This is a genomic window from Flavobacterium sp. 245, assembly GCF_004362055.1.
Taxonomy (GTDB): Bacteria; Bacteroidota; Bacteroidia; order Flavobacteriales; family Flavobacteriaceae; genus Flavobacterium.
The window spans coordinates 135,118-161,542 of the sequence record NZ_SNXB01000008.1 but is presented as its reverse complement, the minus strand read 5'-3'; the positions used below and the strand labels follow the sequence as shown (position 1 = coordinate 161,542).

Sequence of the window (26,425 nt, the reverse complement as noted above, 5' to 3'; positions counted from 1 at the left end):
ATTAAAACCGAAAGATGAGAATAAAACGACTAGAACTAAACGAAAGCGATGTTGAACCTCTTGGTTTAAAAAGCTTTTATTCCACAAAATTCAATACAACTATTGCGTTAATTGGCAAAAATGGCTCAGGAAAATCTAGATATCTAAAGGCTATTGAGAATAAAATTAGAAGTATTGACTTAAACTCTACAATAAGTGAAGAATTTGATTTCATATCAAATCCTTTATTAAACATTTTTAGCCAAAATATAAAATATCGAGAAGTGTATTCTGCTCACAAAGAACTTCAAGATTTATTAGTGGAAAAAACAATCAATCCAAAGTCTGTAGATATTGATGCAAAAATAAGAACATCTCAAGCAAAGCTTAATCGAGAGCATACCAAAAACCCTGTAAATGTCGATTCATTCAAAATTATAAATAAAAATATTTCATCAGAAATAAACAACAGATTAAAAATTATAAAACCCGAAGACCTAAGAGCTCTTCAACAAAGTTTTGACTCCAAAGACCAGACAAAAGTCAGCTTCCAAAGTATTGTGGATTCTACTTTAGAAAATATCGAGATAGAAGAATTTAGCATGATTACAGAAAGTGCATTAACATATCTGCAGAGATTACCTCATAGATTAGTTATTGATGACATTGAGACTAGAGGTGACGAAAAAAAATTCAAAAGCAGGGTGGCTTATAAAAGATTTGAATTATTAAGTTCACTTATTCATGAATTTTTAGGAAAAACTCTTGAGTGGGAATCAAGATCGACAAATATAGTTGAGCAAGATGACAGTTTTAATATTTCTGGAACCGGATATTGGACTATTAATAAAAGAGAATTTAATTACGAAGATTTTTCGTCTGGGGAAAAAGTTTTATTTACATATGCAATACTATTATTTCTTTTAAATACAAATCCCAAAATAAAGTTCAAAGAATCAATAATCATTATAGATGAACCAGAATTAAACCTTCATCCGAAAGCTCAAATAAAACTAATTCAAACACTTGAAAACTTAATTAAAGATGAGGGACAGTTAATTATTGCAACTCACTCCCTTTCTATAACAGCAAATCTAGATTATAGCTCAATTTTTTTAGTTAGAGATGACACATTGCATTCTCCATCTTCATCGGTACCATTCAATGCAGTTGATGATTTAATGGGCTTTGAAGAACATTACAATAAAATAGTTGAATTTCTAGTCTCAACACCTAGTTGGGCAATGACCAATTTTATGGCACAATGTTTTGAAGACCCTGAAGTGTTTGACACTGCAAATAAAAATGACCCACAATTAGAAATATTTAAAAAATTGATATTAGAAAATGAGCAACTTAATATTTTGGATTATGGCTGTGGTAAAGGGCGATTATTAGACCGAATTAAGGAATCAGAAAACACATGGAACCGAATTCAAAAATACGATTGCTTTGACATTGACATAAACAATAATGATTTAATACTTTCAAAAGGTGCTCATTTAATCATTAATGAAATTGAAAATATTGAAGACAACAAATATGACATAATTATAATTGTGAATGTACTGCACGAAATCCACATAGAGGCATGGCAAGAAACTCTAAATACATTAAAAAAAGCATTAAAGCCTGAAGGATTTTTAGCGATAATTGAAGATCTTCAATTACCGATAGGAGAATTACCAAATGAACTTGGCTTTCTATTATTAGGAAAAGAAGAATTAAAAACTCTCTTGGGAAATGAAATCAAATTTATCAATCCATCAATAGACAAATACAAAGACAGAATAATTTGTGGAATAATTTCTACAAATGATATTAACTCGATTGATAAAAAAATCCTAATATCAACCTTAGAAAAACTTAAATCGAATTCATTAAAAGAAATAATAAAATACAGAGAGCAAAATACCAAAAATTTAAGTTTGGGCAGAATGTATGCTCTAAAAGCAAATTCATATGTAAATAGTCAACTTGCAATAGATTTTTTAAAGAAACAAAAATAATCCAACTAATCTTTCCAAAAGTCAATAAAACCTCTTACTAGAGGTTTTTTTATTGAATAATTTATAAATAAAAAAATTCGTCCCCTAGAAACAAAAAAGCCTTACAAACGCAATGTTTATAAGGCTTTTTAAACTTAAATTGTGGTCCCACCTGGGCTCGAACCAGGGACCACCTGATTATGAGTCAGGTGCTCTAACCAGCTGAGCTATAGGACCGGTTTGAGGATGCAATATTACTACTATTTTTCATTCACTCCAAATATTTTAAGACATCATTTGTATTTAATTCTGTTTTGAAGTGGTGGTTCCAAAAAAGCAGATTGATTTTCAATACCTTATTTAAAAACAAAAATGTTATTTTTTTATTTAATTTCCTGACAAAGCTCTACCAAAACACCATTTGTATTCTTTGGATGCAGAAAAACGATCAGTTTATTGTCGGCACCTTTCTTCGGTACTTCGTTTATTAGCACAAAACCTTCGTTTTTTAAACGTTCGATTTCGGCATAAATATCTGTAACATCAAAAGCAATATGATGAATTCCTTCTCCTTTTTTTTCTAAAAATTTCGCAATCGGGCTTTCTGGATTTGTGGCCACTAAAAGTTCAATTTTATTGTTTCCAGTTTGAAAAAAAGAAGTTAATACACCTTCGCTTTTTACTTCTTCCATTTTATAAGACGGAACTCCCAGCATTTTTTCGAACAACGCATTGGCATCGTCCATATTTTTTACCGCAATTCCTATATGTTCAATTTTATTTACCATTGTTTCGAGTTTATTGGTTCACATATGTATTAAAGTAACCGCATTCTGCAATAACATCCTGATAATATTTTGTATCCGAATAATCTTTTCTTAAAGCTTTGAATGAATTCCATGCAATAAAATTAACTTTATCATCTCGAATTTCCCAGTAATTATTGATGTCATTGTATTTTTTATTGTAATAATCGTTTCGCTCACATTTTGAAATCAAATACAAACATTTGGCTTTTTGTTCTTTGTTTGAAGCCGCCTCGAAAGCTTTTTGATAATACATTTTAGAAACCGAATTATTCGTAATCATTTCTTTCATCGAGTTTCTAAACGAGTATGGACTTGAGCCGTAACCTACAATGCTGATTTCATAAAAAGTTCTTCCGTTTCCGAAATGCGAAATATTATAAAACGCATTTCCCAGCAACAAACTATTTGTATAAACATCTTCTTTTTTTGCCAATTTATCCTGCATATCTTTAATGGTAGTCAAGAAATCCATTTGCGAATATTTCTTTTTCTGATATGCAGCATGCTCGCAATCATGGCAATCTTTTATATTTCCATTAAACGGATTTCCTAAAAATTTATAATACTGAACCGAATCTGTCTGCTTCATAAATTCAATAGCTTCCGGAATTTTATTTTTGAAAGTTGCCTGAACCGCCTGAAAATTATTGATGTCTTTTAATTTCAAACTATAAATTCCCGCACCAATTTTCTCAATTTCGGTTTTATTTGGTTTCTCCAGAAAAACTTTCATTTCCAACAAAACCTTTTCATTGTCATAAAACGAATTTCCGTCGTTCCAATAACTATAACGTGATTCACCAAAAATTTCAGTCATTACCAAATCTCCTTTTTCTCGATAAAGCGTTGACAAATAACTTCTGCTCCATGAAGAAGCATTTTGATAACGAAATTCCTGCCCTTTATACGTTTTTGGAAGTTCATAATACAACCAATTCAAATCGGCTAGAATTGTTTTCTCGTTTTTGTCTGTCAATTTATCAATTTTACTCAGGTTATTTACAAAATGCAATAATCGAAGCTGCATTCCCGCCAACTCTGTTTTAGGAAGTGTTTTTACAGCTTTGTCTAAATTCTTATCTGCATTTGCATAATCACCTTTTAAGGTCTGTAAATACCCTAGCGATAAATCCCAAAGATAAGGTCTGTCTGTATTTCCAGCTGCCGAAATTTTAGCAATTAAATCCAGTGCTTTTTTATCTACTTTGGCTTGATTTTCCGTTTTGCTTTCTGCTACAGTCAATTTTTTTCTTGGCTGATTATCTCCTGAATCCTGCTGAAAAGAATTGTTTATAGATTGTTCAAGCCCATTAACTAATCTGGTCGCCAAATAATTTAAATGCTCGCTTTTTGGGTTTAATTCATATATTTTTTCAATCGCCTGTTTTTCATCTTTATAATAACCGTGAATTGCCCAAAGCGCTGCTTTTTCATCATTGGTTTTTGCCATTAAAAGCGCCTTGTTCCAGTCTGAATCGTTTTTTGGACGAAAACTGTAAGCCGTTACAACTCTTAATTCCGGACATTTATCAAAAACTTTCGCATATAAATAATTCGAAGTTGCATATTTCTTTTGTTTGTAATTAATCCCCGCAACATAGGAAAGTGCTCTATAATACAAAGTGTTTTTAGGAACCGAACTTTCTGTTTTATTAAAAAAATCAATCGCTTTTTGTTTGTCATTACTGTAAAAACGAGCTTTCATCGTAAGAAACCAATAACGGTTCTTCAAAAATGGATCTGATAAAGTATTATACACATTTTCGATTGACTGAATCATTTTTGCGTCATTGAACGTTTTTGCCACAACCGGCTCGTAACTCCAGTTTTCTTCACCAATTGAAACGGTTTCTATTTTTTGTGCCAAATACAAAAACTCAACAAAATTTTTAATTTTCTCTTCTTTCAAATTGAGTTTTTTGCCCCATTTTTGAGAAGTTTTATTCTCTTTTTTATTCTTATAAAAAGCATGTAAATCTGCAATCTCTTCTTTATTCTTGATTACGTTTTTATCATCCGAATAATATCTTGTTGTTTCATTTCCAATTAAAAAATAATTGACAGAAGTAGTGTCGGCTTTCCCTTTTAAATAAGAAGCCCAATCCTCTTTTATATTTTTATTGAATCGGGAATTGTGTTCGGTATCAAATCCAATTCCGTAAAAAATTGAATTGGACAAAAACAGCGGTGAATATGATTTGTCTGCGAAAGTTTCTGGTGTAAAATTCGAATTATATCCAAAAAAATCCCAGTCGTCACCGCCGGCGCAGGCATAAATCACTCCGTAAACCGAAAGCAGGCCAATACTAAAAACAAGAAACAGTTTGCTTGAAAATATTCTTTTCATAATTTTTTAAATTGAATTCATCTAAATCGTAAAATATAATTTCTCTTGGTGGCTGTGTGGTATTTTGGTTTAAATCTTCAGCCATTTCTTTTAAATTTTCTGCCGAAATACTTTCTATTTTCAGCAAATCGTTTTCTTCATAATAAACCCCATTTTTATAATTTGATTGTTTTACTTTAAAGAATATCGGATTAATCTGTTCGAAGTTTTTATCATTTTTGAGCGCCACAAAATTCATTTTTGACCGAAGTCCTAAAACCTTTTGATCCCGAATGTGAATTGCCCACGAATAAATAGGCAGTGCATAATTAAGACGCAATGGATATTTCTTCAAACTTTTAAGATATCGCTCTGAAATTTCTCTGCTATAAATCGAATTCAGAGAGTCTGGCGAAATGCTTCCCATATTGTAAAACATCAAAACACCCGAATCAACATTTGGGATTTTCGTTTTCTTAAAATACTTGACCTGATGAAGTCTGATTGTAGCCGAGAGCTTTTTATGCGAAAGCTTTTTAATCTGCTCAATAAATTTAAGATAATTGTCTTTGCTTTTTAAAGACCAGTCGCAGTCAATTTGAATTTCGGCGCAATTAATTTTATTTTTCTGATTGATTTCTGCAATCAAATGAATTGTTTTTTCTGCCAAATCTTTAACATCAATTTTTTGCTCAAGCATTACTTTGTTCTGAATAAAAATCACAGGAACAATTTCAAAGCTTTGAATATTTTCCTGAAAATGAATTGGACTTATAGGAAATGGATTTTGCGTTTTTGGATGAAGTCCAATATCAAAGTATCTGATATAAAGTTTTCTGACATTGTTGTCTCTCAAAACTTCTTTTTCTGTTTCTGAAAATTTTAAATTGGTTTTCCAATAATAAAACGCAATTATGGGCTTGTCGTTTTTACTGCACGCGGTGAGCAAAAGAAAGAGTGAGATCCAAAAAAATCGTTTTAACAAAACTAAATAGTATTACATTTTGAATCAAAAGTAAGAAAATATTACGGTAAAAAAGAGTAAAAACCAAAAATTGCAAATCCTAATAAATAGATAAAAAATTTCGATTAAAGCAAATATAATCGTTATTTTGTGCAATCAAATTCAAAAACGATTATGTTGAAAAACACTCTCAAATACATTTCACTTTTATTGGTATTTTTAATGATGAGCTGTGCTAAAAGAGGCAGTATTACAGGCGGATTAAAAGACACGCTTGCTCCTGTTTTACGATCAAGCTCGCCTGAAAATTTCAGCACTGACTTTAAAGCCAATGAAATCATTTTGACATTTGATGAATATGTAAAGCTGAAAAACCTGAACAAACAGCTGATCATTTCCCCTCCAATGAAGTATGAACCGCTTGTATTGCCAACAAACGCAAGCAAAGTTATCACTATAAAACTAAAAGACACTTTACAGCCAAACACCACTTACAGTTTGAATTTTGGCGAAAGTATGGCAGACAATAACGAAGGAAATTCGATTAATCAATTTAAGTATGTTTTTTCGACTGGATCTTACATTGATTCACTTTCTATAAAAGGAATCATCAAAGATTCTTATGAAAAATATGTCGATAATTTTGTCTCTGTTATGCTTTACGAAGTAAATGACAAATACAAAGATTCGGCTGTTTATAAAGAATTCCCGAGATATGTTACCAACACTCTGGATAGTTTGCGAACTTTTAAATTAGAAAATTTAAAGGCCGGAAAATATCTTTTAGTTGCCATGAAAGACAAATCAAGCAACAATAAATTCAATCCAAAAGATGACAAGATTGCATTTATAAAACATCCAATTACGGTTCCAAACGATACTATTTTTGAATTGGAATTATTCAAAGAAAAATTGCCTTTAAAAACTTTAAAACCAATTCAGGCATCTGGAAACAGATTATATCTTCCGTATGAGGGGAATATGGATTTCAAAGTTACCAAACCTAAAATTACGCTTAAAAACCACAATGATGTTTTGGAAACTATTGTTACAGAGTTCCCTAAAAAAGATTCCCTGCAAATTTGGTATAAACCAATAAAAACCGATTCGCTGTCTCTGGAAGTTAATGCCGATAAATACAACAAGAAATTCGGTTTTAAAATTAAAGAGCTGAAAAAAGACACACTGAATATCAAAGCGGTTCAAAATGGCGTACTTAATTTTAGAGAACGCTTCACACTAGAATCGGAAACACCTTTGGTGAAATTTGATAATTCAAAAATTTCATTAGTCAACAAAGATTCTGTTGCTGTAAAATTTACCACAGAATATGATGAGTTTGAGCAAAAATTATATTTTGATTTCAAAAAAGAACCTTTAGAAAAATATCGTTTTACATTAATGCCGGGTGCCTTGACTGATTTTTATGATAAATCAAACGATACTTTGTCGTATAAATTAACCACTAAGGAATTAGAAGACTATGGAAATTTAGTTCTTAATCTGCAAAATGTGAAGCGTTTCCCAATTATTGTTCAAATCATTAATAAAAGAGGAGACAAAGTTCTTGCAACTGAATATTCTGAAAGTCAGACTAAAATCGAGTTCAATTTAGTTGAACCCGAAGCCTTTTCGGTGCGTGTAATTTATGACGACAACAAAAACAAAGTTTATGATACTGGAAATTTCCTGAGCAAAACTTATTCTGAAGAAGTTTTCTATTTCCAGAAAGAAGTTGATGTGCGAGCAAATTGGGATGTTGATCAGCCTATCGATTTAAGTATTCCTTTTAGTCCAGAAGTCGAGAAAAAAACAGACGAAAAGAAAAAGAAAGAAGCCGAAAAGAAACGAAAAGCTTTCTAAAACTTAATTTCAAAAACATCCTGATCACTTAAAAAATCAAGTTTTTTTCTAGTTTCCAACATTTTATTTTTATCTAAATCAACCACAAAAACACCTTCAGTTTCTTGTGGTTCAAGAATATAATTTCCTAAAAAATCAACTGCCTGAGAGTGTCCTATATGCTCGTAATTATTAGCGTCAAAACCAATTCTATTTACACCAACAGCATAACTTAAGTTCTCAATGGCGCGTGCTTTCAGCAAAGCGTCCCATGCATTGGTGCGCACTTTTGGCCAATTGGCAACATATAAAAGCAGATCATAATTTTCAGTATTTCGGGCAAAAACAGGAAATCGCAAATCATAACAAACTTGCAGGCAAATTTTCCAATCTAAATATTCGACAATAACTTTTTCTGTTCCGGCAGTATAAAATTGATCTTCTCCTGCCAATGTAAATAAATGGCGTTTATTGTAATATTGAATTTCTCCCGAAGGAAAAACAAAAAACATTCGGTTATAAAATTTTCCCTTTTCAGAAATAACCAAACTTCCTGTAACTGCAGCGCTTTTTTGTTTTGCTACCTCTTTCATCCATAGAACCGTTTCGCCATCCATTGTTTCGGCAACAGCAGAAGGGTTCATTGTAAATCCTGTCGAAAACATTTCAGGCAAAACAATCAAATTCACCTTAGAATCGATTTGATTTATTTTCGATTCGAAGCTTTTTCTGTTTTCCAAAGCGTTTTCCCAATGCAGATCTGATTGTATAAGTGCGATTTTCATATTTCAAAAATACGAATTTTCAGCTAAATCTAATTTTTTCTCCAAAAAGCATTTTCTGCAAAATTTTCTCAAAATACGTCTAAAATCAATATTTCATAAGGAAATAAAAAACATTTCAAACTTTTATTTTGCAAAAAAAATGCATTTTGTGCAAAAAAAATGCAAATGTGAAAAATTAATATTTATATTTGACTGCCAATAAAAACCAAAAAAAACATGAAAACCAAAGAATTATGAAAACAAAGCTAATTTCATTAGTACTTGTTGGAGGAATAATTTTCTCTGCAAATGCAAAAGAGACTGCAATAAAAAAGCATCTCTTTGAACAGAAAAGCAATCAAACTGAAATTTCGGGCCAAGTTCTAGGTCAAGACGACGGAATGCCAATTGCTGGAGCAACAATTTACGCAAAGAACAATCCTAAAATTGCTGCCATAACAGATGAAAATGGAAATTTTAAACTAAACGTACCTGAAAACGAAACCCATATTGTGATTTCTTATATGGGTTATGGAACTTTAGAATTCAAATTAGACAATACAAAAGATTTAGTAATAAAATTAAAACCTGCAGAAAATGTTCTGGATCAGGTTTTAGTAACCGCTCTGGGAGTTAAAAAAAGCGGAAAAGCAGTTTCATATGCTGTTACTGAATTAAAAGGGACTGAATTTACTAAAGCAAAAGAAGCCAATATTACCAATGCATTAGTTGGAAAAATTGCCGGAGTTAACGTAAGCAGTACTGCAACCGGTCCTAATGGTTCAAGCCGTGTTGTAATTCGTGGAAACGGATCTTTAAACGGAAATAATCAGCCAATGTACGTGGTAAACGATTTGCCAATCGACAATACACAGCTTAACTTGCCTGGTATTGGAAACGGCCCAGGATCTACCAGAATCAATGTAGATCGAGGTGACGGAACAGCGGTAATCAATCCTGATGACATCAAATCTATCACCGTTTTAAAAGGAGGAACAGCTGCGGCATTGTATGGCGCCAACGCTGCGAACGGGGTTATTTTAATTCAAACCAAACGAGGAACTGCCCAAAAAGGCATTGGAATTGAATATAATAGCTCATTCACTTTTGAAACTCCATCTATTTTTCCAGATTGGCAGTACGAGTATGGTTCTGGCCACAACGGACAAAAACCAGCTAATCAAGCTGAAGCCATTGCTGACGGGCGCTGGTCGTGGGGAGCAAAAATGGACGGAACAAATGTTGTTCAGTTCGATGGTGTTGCCCGACCTTATGTAGCACAAAAAAACAACATCAAAAACTTCTACGAAACCGGAACTACTTTTATTAATTCGATTGCTTTATCTGGAGGAACTGAAAAAGCAACTGGACGCCTTTCATTTTCAAACCTAGAAAACGAAAGCATTTTGCCAAATTCTGGCTTTAGCCGTAAAACATTCAACTTGGCAAGTAATGTAAACCTGACTGATTGGTTGAAATTTGACGTGGTAACACAATACAATTTAGAAAAATCAGCAAACCGACCTACAGTTTCTGATGCTGAGGCAAATGCAAACTGGGGAACTTATATGATTGCAAACACAGTTGACATTAGAAATCTGGCTCCAGGTTATGATGAAAACGGAATTGAAGAGGCTTGGAATCCCGTTGCCGTTGCAACAAATCCTTATTTTGTTGTCAATAAAATTAAAAACAGCGATACCAAAAATCGTTTTATTGGGATGCTGAATGTAAAACTGAATTTTACACCAGATCTTTTTCTTCAAGGCCGAATCGGACAAGATTATACCGATTATGAGTTCTTTGGATATATTCCGAAAACTACATTAAATAATCCTGTTGGATATGCACAAGGTTCTAGAATGAAACTTTCAAATTTAAATACCGAAGCAATTTTAAATTATACTAAAAAGAACTTCTACAAAGATTTCTCTTTAAATGCCTTAGTTGGTGTAAACTCCCGAACTACATTGAGAGACGAAACTAAAGTTGAAGGATCTGGATATGTATTAGATGATTTTTATGCTTTAAGCAATTTAACAACGCTTACGTATTCCTATCCGTACGGAAAAACAAAAACAAATTCTGTTTATGGCGCTGCAGACTTCGATTATAAAAACGTCATATTTTTAAATTTCACTGGACGTCAAGATTGGTTCTCTACGCTTTCTGCAGAAAACAATACGGTATTTTATCCTTCAGTAGGAACAAGTATAATTGTTTCCGATTTATTAAAAATGCCTGAATGGGTTTCGTTTGCAAAACTAAGAAGTTCTTGGGCTCAAGTTGGAGGAGCAACTCCAGATCCTTATGCTTTAAATCAATCGTATTCAATGGTTCAGGGAGGACATAACGGACAACAGTTACAAGGACCAACAAGCAGCAGAGTTCCAAATTCAACTTTAAGTCCACTGACTTCTACAACATTTGAAATTGGTACCGATTTAGGTTTTTTCAATAACCGATTAAATGTTGATTTTGCATGGTACAACCGCGCCACTACAAATGATATTGTTGAAACAACGATTTCAACAAGTTCAGGAGCAAATACGGCTCTACTGAATCTTGGAAAAATGAAAAATACAGGTGTTGAACTCTTACTTACAGGAAAAATCATCAGCAATCAAGATTTTTCATGGGATGCCACTTTCAACGGATCGTACAACAAAAATACCGTTCAAGCACTTACAGATGATTTGAATTCTATTACGATGGCTACTTCTGTAAATGGATATGTTACTATTACAAGTGATGTTGGACGTCCTTACAGCATTATAAAAGGTTACAAACCATTAAAAGATGCTAATGGAAATACAGTTTATAATGTGAGCGGAGGATCTGCAAGCATTGCACGAGGCCCGCTAGAAGAATTAGGACAAGGAGTTCATCCTTGGGGAGCTGGAATCAGCAATGAATTTAAATACAAAGCAATATCATTCAGCTTTTTAATTGATGGGAAATTTGGCGGAAGCTTATATTCTGGAACAGATTTATATGGAACTCGTATGGGATTAACTAAACTGACTTTAGAAGGCCGTGAAACCGGATTGCCAATTTCGGGAGTTGACACTAACGGAAACCCTGTAAACATGGTAATTGCTCCAGAAAACTTAAGAACTTATTATGACGGTTTACGAAACATTTCTTCGACTTTCATTTATGATGCAAGCTTTATCAAATTGAGACAAGTAATTGTTGGTTATCAATTACCAATTGAAAGAATAAAAGCATTGGCAAAACTTCAGAGTCTTTCTGTTTCTTTTGTTGCCAGAAATTTATTCATCCTTTATAAGAAAACACCAAATGTTGATCCAGAATCTGTATTTAGTGCAGGAAATGCGCAAGGTGTAGAGCAATTTGGATTGCCTAAAACAAGAAGCTTTGGTTTAAGCTTAAATGTTAAATTTTAATTTGAAGAGAAATGAAAAAGCTAACCTTTTTATATATGGCAGGAATACTTTTAGCAAGTATGACATCCTGCACCGAAGATTTTGAAGAAATCAATACCAATCCGAATGTTGTTGAAAAACCAAATCCAAATTACATTTTCAGCAAAGCGCAGCTGGACGGATTAAACAACAATTATTTTGCAACAAATATTTTGGAATGTGGTGGCATTTTACAGCATTACGCAACATACAAAGAAGCTTCTGGCGCCGGAGACAAATATTTAAGCAACGAGGTTTATTACTCCGCTTATTTTAATCAGGCGTATCCAACAGGAATAAACGAAACTGAAATTGTTATTGATGCCTTAAAAAACACCCCTAACGACAGCAACAAACTCAATATTGCCAGAATCTGGAAAGCTTATTTGTATCACAGGCTAACCGATTTGTATGGAGATATTCCATATTCTCAGGCCGCAAAAGCAAACAGTTCTGCCATTTTTCTTCCTAAATACGATTCTCAAGAATCAATTTATAAAGATTTGCTAAAAGAACTTGATGAAGCAGCAACGGCTTTGGATGCATCAAAAACAAGTTTTGGAAAAGCAGACTTTTTATATGACGGCGATATCGCAAAATGGAAAAAATTCTCCTATTCTTTAATGCTTCGTTTGGGAATGAGGTTAACTAAAGTTGATCCAGCTTTGGCTAAAACTTGGGTGACAAAAGCTATTGCAGGAGGTGTCATCCTAAACGGAACTGATAATGCTGTAATTAAATATACTGACGGACCAAATGACATTAACAGAAACCCTGTTGGATTTGATTCAAGAAGACAAGATTTTACAGCAGGATCATACGGCCAAAAAAATGTAGAAGGCGGAAAATTAGCTAAAACATTTATCGATTTATTAAAATCAACTGCCGATCCTAGAATCAGCGTTTATGCCGGAGTTTGGCAGGGAACAACTCAAAATACTTCTCTTGCTGTACAAAAAGGTTTCCCTAACGGAACTAAAACTGCTCCCACTCCAGTTGAACAAGGCACTTATTCTGAACCAAACCAAAGTACGGTTTTCAAATATGATGCACCGCTTATGATAATAAGCAATGCTGAAACCAATTTATTACTAGCCGAAGCTGCCGCAAGAGGCTGGTACACTAATGAAACTGATAAAGATTTATACGAAAAAGGAGTAAAAGCTTCGTTCTTAAACATGGCAATTTATGGCGCTGGTTATGCCATAACGGATGCAACGCCTTATTTAACGGCAAATCCTTTTAATGTTGCAGGTTCATTTGATGCAAAAATGAATCAAATTCATACACAGATTTATGTGGCGCTTTTTGTAGATGAACAAGAAGTATATTCAAATTGGAGAAGAACTGGATATCCTGTTTTGGTTCCGGTAAATTTCCCTGGAAATGTTACAAATGGCACAATTCCAAGACGATTCAAATATCCAACCAGTGAATATTCTGTTAATTCAGTTAACTTAGCAGAAGCCGTTAAGCGTCAGGGCGAAGATAATTTCACAACTAGAATCTGGTGGGATAAATAATAAAAAATTAGATAATGAGCATTATAATTCTTACGGCATGTATTGCATTTTTAATCCTTCAAATTGCTTGGTTTAAAATCAATCCGTTTATTGCCTTTATCATTACAGCTTTGCTGGCAGGCCTATTTTTAGGTCTGCCAATAAACACTTTGTCGCAAACAGTTCAAAAGGGTTTGGGCGAAATGTTGGGTTCAATTACATTAATTATTGTTTTTGGAACCTGCATTGGCAAACTTGCTGTCTCCTCGGGCGCGGCAAATGTCATTGCTAAAACAGTTATGGGATGGACAGGCAAAAAACACGTTCGCCTAGGATTAATGATTACCGGATTTATTGTTGGGATACCTCTATTTTATAGTGTTGGTTTTGTTTTGTTAGTACCCTTAATCTTCTCAGTAGCCCATCAATTTAAGCTTTCAAAAGTATATCTCGGAATCCCAATGCTGGCCTCGCTTTCAGTAGCACACGGTTTTTTGCCACCACATCCTTCTCCAATGGCTTTGAGCAGTATTTTAAAAGCTGATATTGGCCTTGTTTTAGTTTACGGAATCATAATTGCGATTCCAACCATTTTTATAGCAGGATTGTTGTTTTCGAATTTGCTAAAAAACATTAAAACCGAATCAGATCATGAAATAATAAACGTTGAAGAAGTTGTAAATGACGGCAAACTGCCGAGTTTTTCGATCAGTTTATTCTCGGCTTTATTTCCTGTTTTTGGTTTGACTATAACTTCTTTACTGCCATTAATTACAACAAATGAAGCAGTAAATAATCTTTGTAAAACAATTGGAGAACCTAGTATGATTATGCTGATTTCCCTTCTTCTTTGTACTTATACATTAGGAACAAGAATGAATCGAAGTCTAGCTTCTGTGATGGATGACTACGCCCTTGCCATAAAAGATGTTGCCTTGATTGTTTTAATTGTTGGTGGAGCAGGAAGTCTAAAAGAAGTTATGATTGTAAGCGGTGTAAACGAAACAATTGTTACGGCTTTAACTCAAACAAATATTCATCCCTATTTACTCGCTTGGCTAATGGCGGCAATTATTCGTGTTTGTGTTGGCTCAGCCACCGCAGCCGGATTAATGACTGCCAGCGTTTTATTACCTTTGTTACAATTGAACGGTCTGGACCCCAACTTATTAGTATTGGCAGTTGGAGCCGGAAGTCTTATGTGTTCGCATGTAAACGACCCAAGCTTTTGGATGTTCAAAGAATATTTTAATATCAGCCTAAAAGACACTTTTAAATCCTGGACCGTTATGGAATCTTTAGTATCTGTTTTAGGAATCATTTTCGTTTTTATTTTAAACTCTATAATACATTAATATCATGAATTTATTACCTCAAGAAAAATTTGAAACACTTGGTTTGTCATTACCGCCAGCTCCACAGCCTCTTGGCATTTACAAACCTTATTTAGTTGATGGTAAATATTTATACCTGTCTGGTCACGGTCCGGTTCGTGATGACAAATCCTTAATCATCGGTAGAATTGGCGATGATATGGATATCGAAGAAGGAAAATTAGCAGCAAGACAAGTCGGATTAACGATGCTTTCTACAATAGTAACCAATTTTGGAAGCTTGAATAAAGTCAAAAGAGTTATTAAAGTACTTGGAATGGTGAACTGCAATGGTGAATTCTTGCGACATCCTTACGTGATAAACGGTTGCAGCGAATTATTTGCTGAAGTTTGGGGTCAGGAAAACGGAATTGGAGTTCGAAGTGCAGTTGGAATGGGTTCTTTACCAGATAATATTCCTGTTGAAGTCGAAGCCGTTTTTGAATTATATTAAAGAAAAGTTATGCCACAGATTAAATGATTTAAAAAGATTAGAAGTTCAGGTTTGCCGCGAATTTCACGAATTTACACGAATTATTTTTCACGCAATCAATTAGTGAAAATTCGTGAAATTCGTGGCGAAAAATTAACCACAACACTAATAAATCATTTTAATCTGTGTAATCTGTGGCAAAAAAACAATAAACATGAATACAAATACGTCACAAACAAGAATTGCAACTTTCGGAGAATTATTACTTCGGATGAGTGTTGCTGATGGAAATAGGTTTACCCAGGCCAATGAAATAAAAATACATGTTGGTGGTGCCGAAGCAAATGTTTGTGTTTTACTTTCCCAACTCGGAATTCAAACCGATTATATTACAAGATTACCGCAAAATGATTTGGCCCAATTAGCTATAAACGAACTTCAAAAATACAAAGTAAACACTTCAAAGTGTGTTTATGGCGGTGAACGTTTAGGACTTTATTTTGTTGAATCGGGAAATCAGATCAGACAATCGCAGGTTATTTACGACAGAACCAATTCCTCTTTTGCAACAATTCAAAAAGATCAGATTAATTGGGATGAAGCTTTAAAAGATGCAACTCATTTTCACTGGTCCGGAATCAGTCCAGGCGTTTCTTATGAAGCTGGACTTGTCTGCAAAGAAGGGATTTTGGCAGCGCACAAAAAAGGATTGTCAATTTCTTCTGATTTTAATTATCGTTCCAAATTATGGCAATACGGAAAAAAACCTTCTGAAATTATGCCCGATTTGCTTCAATATAGTACTATTACTGTCGCTGATTTGGACGCAATCGAAATTTACTTCGGAATAAAAACCGACAAAAAAGAATCAGACGCAGATCGTTTTCAAAAAACGTTTGAATTACTAAAAAAAGAAATGCCTTTTCTAAAAACACTCGCAATGAGTTTTAGAAAATCAGACGGACCGGCACATTTATACAAAGGTTTATTAATGCATGAAGGTAATTTTTACGAAACCAAAGAACACAAAATACACGCTGTTACAGACCAGATTGGTTCTGGTGATGCTTTTAATGCCGGATTGCTTTATGGTTTATCCAATAAATTATCGGGTCAGGAATGCATTGAGTGGGCAACAGCCTGCGGTGTGATCAAACAAAGTATACATGGCGATTTTGCCATAACCAGTCTTGCCGAAATAAATCATTTTATGCAAAACGGTTCAAGTAACAGAATTAACAGATAATAAATTACCCCAAAATATGTACAGTATTTTAAAAGCTCAAGGTGTGCTTCCGCTAGTAACACAAATCAACATTGAAACAGCAAAAATCATTTTGCAAGCAGCCGCTGATTCAGGAATAAAAATTATTGAATTTGCCGCTCGTGCAGATGACGCCAAAGATGTGTTTAGCCAAATGATTGCGTTTAGAAAAGCCAATAATTTAGATGTTAAACTAGCCGTTGGATCCATTTTAAGCGTTGAAGATGCCGAAATTTTTCAGCAATTAGGTGCTGACTGTATTGTTTGCCCGCATACTGATCCTGAAATTGGAAACTACTGTTTTAAAAATAACATTTACTGGATTCCCGGCGCTGCTACTTTAAACGAAATACTTCATGCCAACAAATTAGGAGCTGAAGTTGTAAAACTTTTTCCAGCTGATAAAATTGGTGGACCAGGATATGTAAAGGCAATAAGAGCACCATTTCCTAATTTAAAAATAATGCCAACTGGAGGCGTAACTTTAGAAGAAAGCAATTTAAAATCTTGGTTCAAATCTGGTGTTGTATGCGTTGGAATTGGTTCTAATTTGTTTTCAAAAGAAATGCTTTTAAATTTAAATTACGAACAGTCATTAAAAGCTTTTCAGGATTTAATTGAAGTTGTAGAAAAAACAAGAAACTAAGTTATGCAAGAAAATTGGTGGAAAATAAATTCCGAAATACGTGTTGACACTCCGTTTATTGCTGTTTATGAAAATCGTATGCAGCAAAATATCGAGCGTCTGATTGAATCTGTAAATGGTAAAGTTCAAAATTTAAGGCCTCATATTAAAACACATAAAATTGGCGAAATTCTGAATTTGTTCAAATCATACGGCATCAATAAAATAAAATGCGCCACAATTGCTGAAGCTGAACTTGCAGCCATTCATAATATTTCGGATATTCTTCTGGCCTATCAGCTTGTCGGAAACAAAAAAGAAAGATGGATTTCTCTTATTCAGAAATACTCAAAAAGCACTTTTTCAACAATAGTAGACAATTTAGATTCGGCGAAAGCCTTAAATGAAATTGCTCAAAATAATGATTTATCGCTGACTGTTTTTCTGGATTTAAATACAGGAATGAACAGAACCGGAATTTCAATTTCTGAAAATTGGATCACTCTAATCGACGAAATTCTAAAGTTAAAAAACATTCATTTTGCCGGAATTCACATTTATGACGGCCATTTAAAAGGAACTTTAGAACATCGAACAGCGGTTGCATCAAATTCTTTTTTCAGCGTCAGCGAAAAGCTAAAAGCGATTCAGGAAAAACTGGATTATGAACTAAAAATAGTGGCAGGTGGATCGAATACATTTCCGTTTTATGCTTCAGAAAAAAATGTTGAATGCAGTCCAGGAACTTTTGTTTTCTGGGACTCCAATTATACGATTCATCTTCCAGAACAAAAATTCGAACCTGCATTTGTCATTGTTGGAACGATTATTTCAAAACCAACAAAATCAACCTTTTGTATTGATGTTGGATACAAAGCAGTTTCTTCAGAAAATCCAATCGATCAACGATTACTAATTTTAAATGATGAAAATCTGATTCCAACAGCGCATTCAGAAGAGCATTTAATATTAGAAAACCAAGGAAAAAATCAATATGCTATCGGCGATATTATTTACGCAATTCCGTATCATGTCTGCCCAACTTGCGCACTTTATGATTCGGTTCAAGTTATAAATTCGGCACATGAAATTTGTGATGAATGGAAAGTTGCCGCCCGAAGCAGAAAAATTAATATATAAAATTAAGTTCAAACGAATATGTTTATACTAGACGCCCATTTAGACCTGAGCATGAATGCGATGGAATGGAATAGAGATTTACGAAATGATGTTGCAACTTTGCGTCATTTAGAAAAAGGAATGACAGACAAACCAGATCGTGAGCGCGCGACGGTTTCATTTCCTGATTTGCGACGTGGCAATATTGGGATTGTTGTGGCTACTCAAATTGCACGATTTGTAAAACCAGACAGTATTATTCCGGGTTGGAATTCTCCTGAGCAAGCTTGGGCACAAACGCAAGGGCAAATTACATGGTACAAAGCCATGGAAGAAGCTGGAGAAATGATTCAGATTACAGATAAAAAAACGCTTCAAAAGCAAATTGACTTATGGAATGACGGAACGCCAAATGATAAAAAACCAATTGGCTACATTCTGAGTTTAGAAGGCGCCGATTCTATTATTGATATTTCGTATTTAGAAAAAGCGCACAATTACGGATTACGAGCCATTGGTCCCGCGCATTATGGCCCTGGACGTTATGCAAATGGAACTGATGCGACGGGAAAAATGAATCAAAATGGTCTTGATTTATTAAAAGAAATGGAGCGTTTAAATATCATTTTGGATGCAACACATTTATGTGATGATGCTTTTTGGCAAGCCTTAGATCACTATAATGGACCAGTTTGGGCAAGTCATAATAATTGCAGAAGTCTGGTGGACCATAATCGTCAATACAGCGATGAAATGATAAAGGCATTAATTTCGAGAGGAGCTGTTATTGGCGGTGCTTTAGACGCTTGGATGCTTGTTCCAAATTGGGAAAGAGGCGTTTCTACTCCAAAAGGGACAAACTGCAATTTAGAAACGGTTTTTAAACATATGGATCACATTTGTCAATTGGCAGGAAATGCAGATCATATCGGAATTGGTTCTGATCTTGACGGCGCTTTTGGCACAGAACAGTCACCGTATGATTTAAACACCATTGCTGATTTGCAAAAATTGGTTCCGATATTTAAAAATAATGGTTATTCTGATGAAGATTTAGATAAAATCTTTCACCAGAACTGGATTAATTTTTTAATGAAAAACTGGGATTAAATAAAAACTAAGCTTGGAACAGCCTTCTTATACGATTTTAATTTCTCGTCACTCGGATCAACTTCGGTAACTACATAATCAACTTCGGATAAGTTGGCAATTTTCATTTTTAAAACGGTGTCTAATTTTTCAGAAATAGTCAAAATTGCGGTTTTTTCAGAAGCCTGAATCATTGCTTTTTTAACTTGAACTGTTTCCCAGTCAGAATCTGAGAAACCGCCTTCGATATCTAAGGCGTTAGTTCCTAATATTAACAAATCGACTTTAATATTGGCCAACTGATTATAGACATCGCCGCTCACGCACATTTGGCTGTAAGATGAAATACTGCCGCCAATCATAATAATTTTGACATTTGGTTTATCCAAAAGTTCAACAGCAGATAAAACTGTGACTGTAAAAATGGTAAGATTTAAATCATTCGGAATTAAACGAATAAACTCTCTGATTGTAGTTCCACCTCCAATTAGCAGAACCATTCCGTCACGAAGAAGTCCTAACGTTTTTTGCGCAATAATCTGTTTTGATTCGCCAGCATATGTCTGATTTGATGAAGAATGATGGTACGCTTTTGTCATCGCGCCACCTTTCACCTTAATCAACAAAGAGTCTGCTTCAAGTTCATTAATATCGCGTCTGACAGTATCTTCTGAAACAAATAATTTGGCAGAAAGTGTTTCAAAACTTACACGAGTGTGCAGGTTAATCTCTTTTAAAATAAGATTTTTTCGTTCTTCCTTAGTGTAATTTACCACTTCATTTTCATTATTCATGCCAATATATTTTTTAAACAAATGTAAACAAATAATGCAATATTATTGCGAAACAAATTACAACACAATGTAATAAAAAAGTTAACTAACCAATTTTAAAGACATTTATACACTAAATTGCTTTGCATATTTTTTGCAGAAATAAATTTTAAAATACAAATTTGCCAGTAATCTCAATAACTGAAGCGTAACCAGCCATGAAAAAAAACATATTTCTCTTTATACTATTTTGCTGTTTTATCGGAAAAGCTCAAAACGCTTCTCAAAACACTACGATTATTCCTGCACCAAATTCATATAAAGCGACTGGCGACAGTATAAGTTTGAATGGAAAAATAAAAGTTGTTTTTGAGAACAATAAATACAGCGCTAAAGAACTTAAAACAGGACAAATTTTTGAAGATGCTATAAACGCAAATGTTCTAGCAAAAAAGAGTTCTATTGAAGTTTTGTTTATTACCAAAAGTCCTTCGACAAGCAAAGAATCCTATAAAATTTCGATTTCTTCCAAAAAAATAATTGTTACAGGTTCTGAAGAAGGATTATTTTATGCTGTCCAAAGTTTATTACAACTTTTACCAAATAAACCATCGGACAAAAAAGAAATAAAATTGCCTTGCACAACCATTGAAGACGCGCCGCGATACGCTTACCGAGGTTTACACTTAGATGTTTGCCGTCACTTTTTCTCAATCGATGTTATAAAAGATTTTATCGCACAAATGTCTAGTTATAAATTAAATAATTTCCATTGGCACTTAACTGATGATCAGGGATGGAGAATTGAAATAAAAAAGTATCCAAAATTAACTGAAGTGGGTTCTAAGAGAGCACAGACTTTAGTTGGAAATAAATTTGAAAGATCACCGCTTTTTTTTGACGGAAATCCATATGGCGGATTTTACACGCAGGAAGAAATTAAAGACGTTGTAAAATTTGCCGAAGCTCATTATGTAAATATTATTCCCGAAATCGAAATGCCGGGTCATGCAACTGCAGCGGTAACGGCTTACCCAAATTTATCATGCTTTCCAGACAGAACTTATAAAGTTGTAGAAACATGGGGCGTTTTTGAAGATATTTTTTGCGCCGGAAAAGAGGAAACTTTCACTTTTTTAGAAGACGTCTTAACCGAAGTCATGGCTTTATTTCCGAGTAAATACATTCATATTGGTGGCGACGAATGTCCAAAAGCAAGATGGAAAGAATGTCCGAATTGCCAAAAAAGAATCAAAGATTTAGGTTTGAAAAACGAACATGAGTTACAAAGTTATTTAACAACTCGAATCGAAAAGTTTCTAAACGCAAATGGCAGACAGATTCTTGGCTGGGATGAAATGCTTGAAGGCGGTTTAGCACCAAATGCAGCCGTAATGTCTTGGCGAGGCGAATCAGGTGGCATAAGTGCTGCGAAACAAAAACATAATGTCATTATGAATCCGGAGCAAGTTCTTTATCTGGATTACAACCAAGGCTATTCTCCGCAAGAACCTTTAACAATTGGGCGATTAACAACAGTTGAAAAAATTTACAACTACAATCCAACTCCTGTTGACAGCTTGACTGTTGAAGAACAAAAGTACATTATGGGCGTGCAGTCTAATCTTTGGTCAGAATATTTGACAAGTCCTACCAAACTAAATTATATGCTTTACCCTCGATTATTTGCTTTGGCAGAAATTGCGTGGACCCAACCTCAAAATAAAAACTACAATCATTTTATTTTGAACCAGATGCCATATCATTTAGAAAAATTAGAACAGCAAAAAAGACTTTACAAAGTGCCAACGCCTTTTGGATCTAATGAAACAGCCATAATTGCATCAAAATATATTTTAGATTTAAAACCAACAATCAAAAGAGGACAGATTTTCTATACAATTGACGGCTACAATCCAGATGAAACCGCCGAACCATACACCAAACCGACAACCATAAATATCCCGAAAGGTGAGTATAGAATTATTAAGACAGTCCAAATCAATCCAAGCGGACGAAGAAGTTCTATCAGCAAAATATTGGTCCGAAATCCCGATTTAAAATCGGCATTAGCTATAAAACCAACTAAAAACGGATTGAAATATGATTATTATACCGGAACATTTCAGCAGGTTCAAGATTTAGATTTTACCAAACCTGTTAATTCCGGCATTTTTGAAGGAACAGTCAGCAGTGAAAAATGGAAAACTAAAACGGAGCGTTATATCGGATTAAAATTCGACGGATATATCTTTATTCCGGAAACTGCTAATTACACCATTTCAACGCTTTCAGATGACGGATCAAAGCTTTTTATAGACAATGAACTTATTGTAAATAATGATGGTATTCATTGGCTAAATGAAGCTTATGGAGCAGTAAAATTGGAGAAAGGATTTCACAAAATCAACATCACTTATTTTGATCAAATTGGCGGAACAACCTTAAACTGTTTTATCCAACAAGAAGGGAAAGAAAAACAGGAAATAAGCGCATCGCAATTATATTACGAATAGAAACAAATCAAAAAAAAGCATCCGCCATTGACGGATGCTTTTTTATTTATATAAAAAGATATATTATCCTTTTAAACTTGCTGCTAAATACTCACGGTTCATACGTGCAATATTTTCAAGAGAAATTCCTTTAGGACATTCTACTTCGCAAGCTCCAGTATTTGTACAGTTTCCAAAACCTTCTAAATCCATTTGGTGCACCATGTTTAATACACGGTCAACTGCTTCAACTTTACCTTGAGGCAATAATGCATATTGAGAAACTTTTGCAGAAACGAACAACATTGCTGAAGAGTTTTTACAAGTTGCAACACAAGCTCCACAACCAATACAAGCTGCAGCATCAAATGATTTGTCTGCGTCGTCTTTGTTAATTGGAATTGTATTGGCATCAATTGTATTTCCTGAAGTATTTACAGAGATAAATCCTCCCGCATGCTGAATTCTATCGAAAGAACTTCTGTCAACAACTAAATCTTTAATTACAGGGAAAGCTTTTGCTCTAAATGGCTCGATAAAAATCGTATCACCATCTTTAAACATACGCATGTGCAACTGACAAGTTGTAACACCTCTGTCTGGTCCGTGCGCTTCACCGTTGATGAATAAAGAACACATTCCGCAGATTCCCTCACGACAATCGTGGTCAAATGCAACTGGCTCTTCTCCTTTATTGATTAATTGTTCGTTAAGAACATCAAGCATTTCAAGGAAAGACATATCTGGTTCAATTCCATCAATAGGATATTCTACAATCCCTCCTTTATCTTGAGCGTTTTTTTGACGCCATATTTTTAATGTAAGTTTCATACCTTTTTAGTTTGAAAGTCATAAAGCCGAAAGTCGAAAGTCGCTTGACATATTTTGTCTTTTGACTTTAAGACTTTGGACTTTCGACCAAATTCTTATTTATAGCTACGCTGTACTAATTTAATGTTTTCGTAATTAAGAGGTTCTTTGTGCAATACTGCATCACTTGGTTTTCCTTTATATTCCCAAGCTGCAACATATGCAAAATTATCGTCATCACGAAGTGCTTCTCCTTCTTCTGTTTGGTATTCCTCACGGAAGTGACCACCACAAGATTCGTTACGGTGCAAAGCATCTTTCGCGAACAATTCTCCTAATTCTAAGAAATCGGCAACACGAGTTGCTTTTTCTAACTCCTGATTAAATTCGTTAGCGCTTCCAGGAACTTTTACATCTCTATAAAACTCTTCACGTAAAGCAGCAATTTCTTCGATAGCTTCAGTTAATCCTTTAGCATTACGAGCCATACCTACTTTATCCCACATGATTTTCCCTAATTTTTTATGGAAATAATCTACAGAATGTGTCCCGTTATTATTGATAAATTTCTCGATTTGATCTTTTACCGCTTTTTCAGCTTCAACAAATTCTGGTAAATCTGTAGAAATTTCTCCCATTTTAATATCTGGAGCAAGATAATCTCCAATAGTATAAGGAAGCACAAAATATCCATCAGCTAAACCTTGCATTAAAGCAGAAGCTCCAAGTCTGTTTGCTCCGTGATCAGAGAAGTTAGATTCTCCAATTGAGAAACATCCAGGAATTGTAGTCATCAAGTTATAATCAACCCAAGTTCCACCCATTGTGTAGTGAACTGCAGGGTAAATCATCATTGGTGTTGTATAAGGATCTTCGTCAACGATTTTGTAATACATCTGGAATAAGTTTCCGTATTTACTTTTCACGATTGCAGCTCCTAGTTTAGTTACCAAAGCAGTATCTTTATCATCTAAACCTTTTACATAAGCATCTTCAGTTCCGTAACGTTTAATTGCTGCTGCGAAATCTAAGTAAACTGCTTCACCTGTTTTGTTAACTCCAAAACCAGCATCACATCTTTCTTTAGCTGCACGAGACGCAACGTCACGAGGTACTAAGTTACCAAACGCTGGGTATCTTCTTTCTAAGAAATAATCTCTTTCTGCTTCAGATAAATCTGTTGCTTTTTTCTTTCCTTCACGAATTGCCTGAGCATCTTCTAATTTTGCAGGAACCCAAATACGACCATCATTACGTAACGACTCAGACATCAAAGTCAATTTTGACTGGTGATCTCCTGAAACCGGAATACATGTTGGGTGAATTTGTGTATAACAAGGATTTGCGAAAAATGCTCCTTTTTTATGAATTTTCCAAGCTGCTGTTGCGTTACTTCCCATAGCATTTGTTGAAAGGAAAAATACGTTTCCGTATCCTCCAGAACCAACTACTACCGCATGAGCAGAATGTCTTTCTATTTCTCCAGTGATTAAGTTACGAGCGATAATACCTCTCGCTTTTCCGTTCACGATTACAATGTCAAGCATTTCGTGACGGTTGTACATTTTAATTTTTCCACGGCCAATTTGACGGTTCATTGCAGAATAAGCTCCTAACAATAATTGCTGTCCAGTTTGTCCTTGTGCGTAGAATGTACGAGAAACCAAAGTTCCTCCAAAAGAACGGTTATCTAAAAGTCCGCCATATTCACGAGCCAATGGCACCCCTTGAGCCACACACTGGTCAATAATATTTGCCGAAACTTCAGCCAAACGGTGAACGTTTGCCTCACGTGCACGGTAGTCACCACCTTTTACAGTATCGTAAAACAATCTGTAAACCGAGTCACCATCACCTTTATAATTTTTTGCTGCATTGATACCCCCTTGTGCCGCGATTGAGTGCGCACGACGTGGAGAATCTTGGAAACAAAATGCTTTTACGTTATATCCTAACTCAGCCAAAGTAGCTGCCGCAGAACCTCCAGCCAAACCTGTACCAACAACGATAATATCTAAATTACGTTTGTTAGCAGGGTTTACTAAATTAATATGATCTTTATAATTTGTCCACTTGTCCGCTATAGGACCATTTGGAATTTTTGAATCTAATGCCATTATAATTGATATTAATTATTGAAATGATGAAATAATGCGATAATTATGAAAAGAGCCGGCACTACAACTGCAAAACCATAGCCTACTTTACTTAAAAATCTTGAATATTTGTTGTGCATTCCCATTGATTGAAGAGAAGATGCAAACCCGTGCCATAAGTGGAATCCTAAAAGCACAAAAGCCACACAATATAATCCTGTACGAATTGGATCGTGGAATTTATGAACTAACTCTCCATAATACCTTGTAGCATCTGGTGCCGTACCTGCAATATATTTATAGGCAACTTCAGGAAACCAGAAATCATAAAAATGCAATCCTAAGAAAGCCAAAATAACCAATCCAGAAATAATCATATTTCTAGAACTCCAAGAAGCGTTTGCCGCTCCATTGTATTTTGCATATGCAATTGGTCTTGCTGCGCTGTTTTGAGCTGTTAGAACAAATCCCATTACAAAGTGGAAAATTACTCCAAATGCCAAAACTGGCTGCATTACATATTGGATCAGCGGATTGTATCCCATAAAGTGAGAAGCTTCGTTAAAAACATCTTCACTAATAATAGAAATGAAATTTAAGGAAACATGCAGCGCTAAAAACGTGATTAAGAATATTCCCGAAAGTGCCATAGCGACTTTCTTTAAGATGGAAGCATTCAACTGTGCAGATTGTGCCATAAGTGTTAAGTAGTTTGTTTTAAAAAATTACACAAAAATAACTCAAAT

The 26,425-nt window shown here is 34.4% G+C and carries 19 protein-coding genes and 1 tRNA gene; 11 read left to right on the top strand and 9 right to left on the bottom strand.

Annotated elements, in window-relative coordinates:
* The first annotated feature begins 14 nt into the window (after window positions 1–14).
* Window positions 15–1,988, top strand: a complete 1,974-nt coding sequence (locus EV145_RS15900; protein ID WP_133526186.1) for an AAA family ATPase — start codon at window positions 15–17, stop codon at window positions 1,986–1,988.
* Between the two features lie 142 nt (window positions 1,989–2,130).
* Here the strand turns inward: EV145_RS15900 and EV145_RS15895 are convergent.
* The 4 genes from EV145_RS15895 to EV145_RS15880 form a co-directional block, all read right to left on the bottom strand.
* Window positions 2,131–2,204, bottom strand: a tRNA-Ile gene (locus EV145_RS15895).
* Between the two features lie 146 nt (window positions 2,205–2,350).
* Window positions 2,351–2,755, bottom strand: a complete 405-nt coding sequence (gene mce, locus EV145_RS15890) for a methylmalonyl-CoA epimerase (protein WP_133526185.1) — start codon at window positions 2,753–2,755, stop codon at window positions 2,351–2,353.
* A gap of 10 nt (window positions 2,756–2,765) precedes the next feature.
* On the bottom strand, window positions 2,766–5,123 hold the full coding sequence (locus EV145_RS15885; RefSeq protein ID WP_133526184.1) for a hypothetical protein: 2,358 nt from the start codon (window positions 5,121–5,123) through the stop codon (window positions 2,766–2,768).
* Entirely contained in the window at window positions 5,083–5,958 is an 876-nt protein-coding gene (locus tag EV145_RS15880) for a hypothetical protein (RefSeq protein WP_243739274.1), read from the bottom strand. The genes EV145_RS15885 and EV145_RS15880 overlap by 41 nt, the downstream gene beginning before the upstream one ends.
* 282 nt (window positions 5,959–6,240) lie before the next feature.
* Between EV145_RS15880 and EV145_RS15875 the strand changes: the two genes are divergently transcribed.
* The gene (locus tag EV145_RS15875; RefSeq protein WP_133526182.1) at window positions 6,241–7,929 is read left to right on the top strand and encodes an Ig-like domain-containing protein; all 1,689 of its coding nucleotides are present in this window, start codon (window positions 6,241–6,243) and stop codon (window positions 7,927–7,929) included.
* On the opposite strand, the gene EV145_RS15870 is transcribed toward EV145_RS15875, so the two are convergent.
* A complete protein-coding gene (locus EV145_RS15870) occupies window positions 7,926–8,693 on the bottom strand; it encodes a nitrilase family protein (RefSeq protein WP_133526181.1) in 768 nt (255 codons plus the stop codon). The genes EV145_RS15875 and EV145_RS15870 overlap by 4 nt on opposite strands.
* A gap of 233 nt (window positions 8,694–8,926) precedes the next feature.
* On the opposite strand from EV145_RS15870, the gene EV145_RS15865 reads away from it, so the two are divergent.
* The 8 genes from EV145_RS15865 to EV145_RS15830 all read left to right on the top strand — a co-directional run bounded on the left by EV145_RS15865 (window position 8,927) and on the right by EV145_RS15830 (window position 19,526).
* Window positions 8,927–12,082, top strand: coding sequence for a SusC/RagA family TonB-linked outer membrane protein (locus tag EV145_RS15865; RefSeq protein WP_133526180.1), 3,156 nt, complete (start codon window positions 8,927–8,929; stop codon window positions 12,080–12,082).
* An 11-nt stretch (window positions 12,083–12,093) separates the two neighbouring features.
* Window positions 12,094–13,623 (top strand): SusD/RagB family nutrient-binding outer membrane lipoprotein, encoded by a 1,530-nt coding sequence (locus EV145_RS15860; protein ID WP_133526179.1) that lies wholly within the window; start codon window positions 12,094–12,096, stop codon window positions 13,621–13,623.
* A 14-nt stretch (window positions 13,624–13,637) separates the two neighbouring features.
* A complete protein-coding gene (locus tag EV145_RS15855) occupies window positions 13,638–14,957 on the top strand; it encodes a GntP family permease (protein WP_133526178.1) in 1,320 nt (439 codons plus the stop codon).
* A gap of 4 nt (window positions 14,958–14,961) precedes the next feature.
* The gene (locus EV145_RS15850) at window positions 14,962–15,429 is read left to right on the top strand and encodes a RidA family protein (protein ID WP_035653162.1); all 468 of its coding nucleotides are present in this window, start codon (window positions 14,962–14,964) and stop codon (window positions 15,427–15,429) included.
* 193 nt (window positions 15,430–15,622) lie between these two features.
* Window positions 15,623–16,654, top strand: coding sequence for a sugar kinase (locus EV145_RS15845; RefSeq protein WP_133526177.1), 1,032 nt, complete (start codon window positions 15,623–15,625; stop codon window positions 16,652–16,654).
* Between the two features lie 16 nt (window positions 16,655–16,670).
* Window positions 16,671–17,318 (top strand): aldolase, encoded by a 648-nt coding sequence (locus tag EV145_RS15840; protein ID WP_133526176.1) that lies wholly within the window; start codon window positions 16,671–16,673, stop codon window positions 17,316–17,318.
* A 3-nt stretch (window positions 17,319–17,321) separates the two neighbouring features.
* Complete coding sequence (locus EV145_RS15835; RefSeq protein ID WP_133526175.1) at window positions 17,322–18,437, top strand: D-TA family PLP-dependent enzyme; 1,116 nt, start codon at window positions 17,322–17,324, stop codon at window positions 18,435–18,437.
* Window positions 18,438–18,455: 18 nt separating this feature from the next.
* A complete protein-coding gene (locus EV145_RS15830) occupies window positions 18,456–19,526 on the top strand; it encodes a dipeptidase (protein ID WP_133526174.1) in 1,071 nt (356 codons plus the stop codon).
* On the opposite strand, the gene EV145_RS15825 is transcribed toward EV145_RS15830, so the two are convergent.
* Window positions 19,523–20,299 (bottom strand): DeoR/GlpR family DNA-binding transcription regulator, encoded by a 777-nt coding sequence (locus tag EV145_RS15825; protein WP_133526173.1) that lies wholly within the window; start codon window positions 20,297–20,299, stop codon window positions 19,523–19,525. The two genes, EV145_RS15830 and EV145_RS15825, sit on opposite strands and share 4 nt — an antisense overlap.
* 197 nt (window positions 20,300–20,496) lie before the next feature.
* On the opposite strand from EV145_RS15825, the gene EV145_RS15820 reads away from it, so the two are divergent.
* A complete protein-coding gene (locus tag EV145_RS15820; protein WP_133526172.1) occupies window positions 20,497–22,794 on the top strand; it encodes a family 20 glycosylhydrolase in 2,298 nt (765 codons plus the stop codon).
* Between the two features lie 63 nt (window positions 22,795–22,857).
* On the opposite strand, the gene EV145_RS15815 is transcribed toward EV145_RS15820, so the two are convergent.
* From EV145_RS15815 to EV145_RS15805, 3 genes are all read right to left on the bottom strand, one after another.
* Window positions 22,858–23,604 carry a succinate dehydrogenase/fumarate reductase iron-sulfur subunit gene (locus EV145_RS15815; RefSeq protein WP_133526171.1) on the bottom strand — a complete coding sequence of 249 codons (747 nt, stop codon included), beginning with the start codon at window positions 23,602–23,604 and terminating at the stop codon, window positions 22,858–22,860.
* Window positions 23,605–23,699: 95 nt separating this feature from the next.
* Complete coding sequence (locus EV145_RS15810) at window positions 23,700–25,700, bottom strand: fumarate reductase/succinate dehydrogenase flavoprotein subunit (protein ID WP_133526170.1); 2,001 nt, start codon at window positions 25,698–25,700, stop codon at window positions 23,700–23,702.
* Window positions 25,701–25,711: 11 nt separating this feature from the next.
* Window positions 25,712–26,377, bottom strand: a complete 666-nt coding sequence (locus tag EV145_RS15805; RefSeq protein WP_133526169.1) for a succinate dehydrogenase cytochrome b subunit — start codon at window positions 26,375–26,377, stop codon at window positions 25,712–25,714.
* Between the last annotated feature and the right edge of the window lie 48 nt (window positions 26,378–26,425).

Excerpts from the sequence above, each read along its gene's own strand:
- EV145_RS15900 (WP_133526186.1), top strand. The coding sequence starts at position 15 with ATGAGAATAAAACGACTAGAACTAAACGAAAGCGATGTTGAACCTCTT.
- mce (WP_133526185.1), bottom strand. The coding sequence starts at position 2,755 with ATGGTAAATAAAATTGAACATATAGGAATTGCGGTAAAAAATATGGAC.
- EV145_RS15885 (WP_133526184.1), bottom strand. The coding sequence starts at position 5,123 with ATGAAAAGAATATTTTCAAGCAAACTGTTTCTTGTTTTTAGTATTGGC.
- EV145_RS15875 (WP_133526182.1), top strand. The coding sequence starts at position 6,241 with ATGTTGAAAAACACTCTCAAATACATTTCACTTTTATTGGTATTTTTA.
- EV145_RS15870 (WP_133526181.1), bottom strand. The coding sequence starts at position 8,693 with ATGAAAATCGCACTTATACAATCAGATCTGCATTGGGAAAACGCTTTG.
- EV145_RS15865 (WP_133526180.1), top strand. The coding sequence starts at position 8,927 with ATGAAAACAAAGCTAATTTCATTAGTACTTGTTGGAGGAATAATTTTC.
- EV145_RS15860 (WP_133526179.1), top strand. The coding sequence starts at position 12,094 with ATGAAAAAGCTAACCTTTTTATATATGGCAGGAATACTTTTAGCAAGT.
- EV145_RS15855 (WP_133526178.1), top strand. The coding sequence starts at position 13,638 with ATGAGCATTATAATTCTTACGGCATGTATTGCATTTTTAATCCTTCAA.
- EV145_RS15850 (WP_035653162.1), top strand. The coding sequence starts at position 14,962 with ATGAATTTATTACCTCAAGAAAAATTTGAAACACTTGGTTTGTCATTA.
- EV145_RS15845 (WP_133526177.1), top strand. The coding sequence starts at position 15,623 with ATGAATACAAATACGTCACAAACAAGAATTGCAACTTTCGGAGAATTA.
- EV145_RS15840 (WP_133526176.1), top strand. The coding sequence starts at position 16,671 with ATGTACAGTATTTTAAAAGCTCAAGGTGTGCTTCCGCTAGTAACACAA.
- EV145_RS15835 (WP_133526175.1), top strand. The coding sequence starts at position 17,322 with ATGCAAGAAAATTGGTGGAAAATAAATTCCGAAATACGTGTTGACACT.
- EV145_RS15830 (WP_133526174.1), top strand. The coding sequence starts at position 18,456 with ATGTTTATACTAGACGCCCATTTAGACCTGAGCATGAATGCGATGGAA.
- EV145_RS15825 (WP_133526173.1), bottom strand. The coding sequence starts at position 20,299 with ATGAATAATGAAAATGAAGTGGTAAATTACACTAAGGAAGAACGAAAA.
- EV145_RS15820 (WP_133526172.1), top strand. The coding sequence starts at position 20,497 with ATGAAAAAAAACATATTTCTCTTTATACTATTTTGCTGTTTTATCGGA.
- EV145_RS15815 (WP_133526171.1), bottom strand. The coding sequence starts at position 23,604 with ATGAAACTTACATTAAAAATATGGCGTCAAAAAAACGCTCAAGATAAA.
- EV145_RS15810 (WP_133526170.1), bottom strand. The coding sequence starts at position 25,700 with ATGGCATTAGATTCAAAAATTCCAAATGGTCCTATAGCGGACAAGTGG.
- EV145_RS15805 (WP_133526169.1), bottom strand. The coding sequence starts at position 26,377 with ATGGCACAATCTGCACAGTTGAATGCTTCCATCTTAAAGAAAGTCGCT.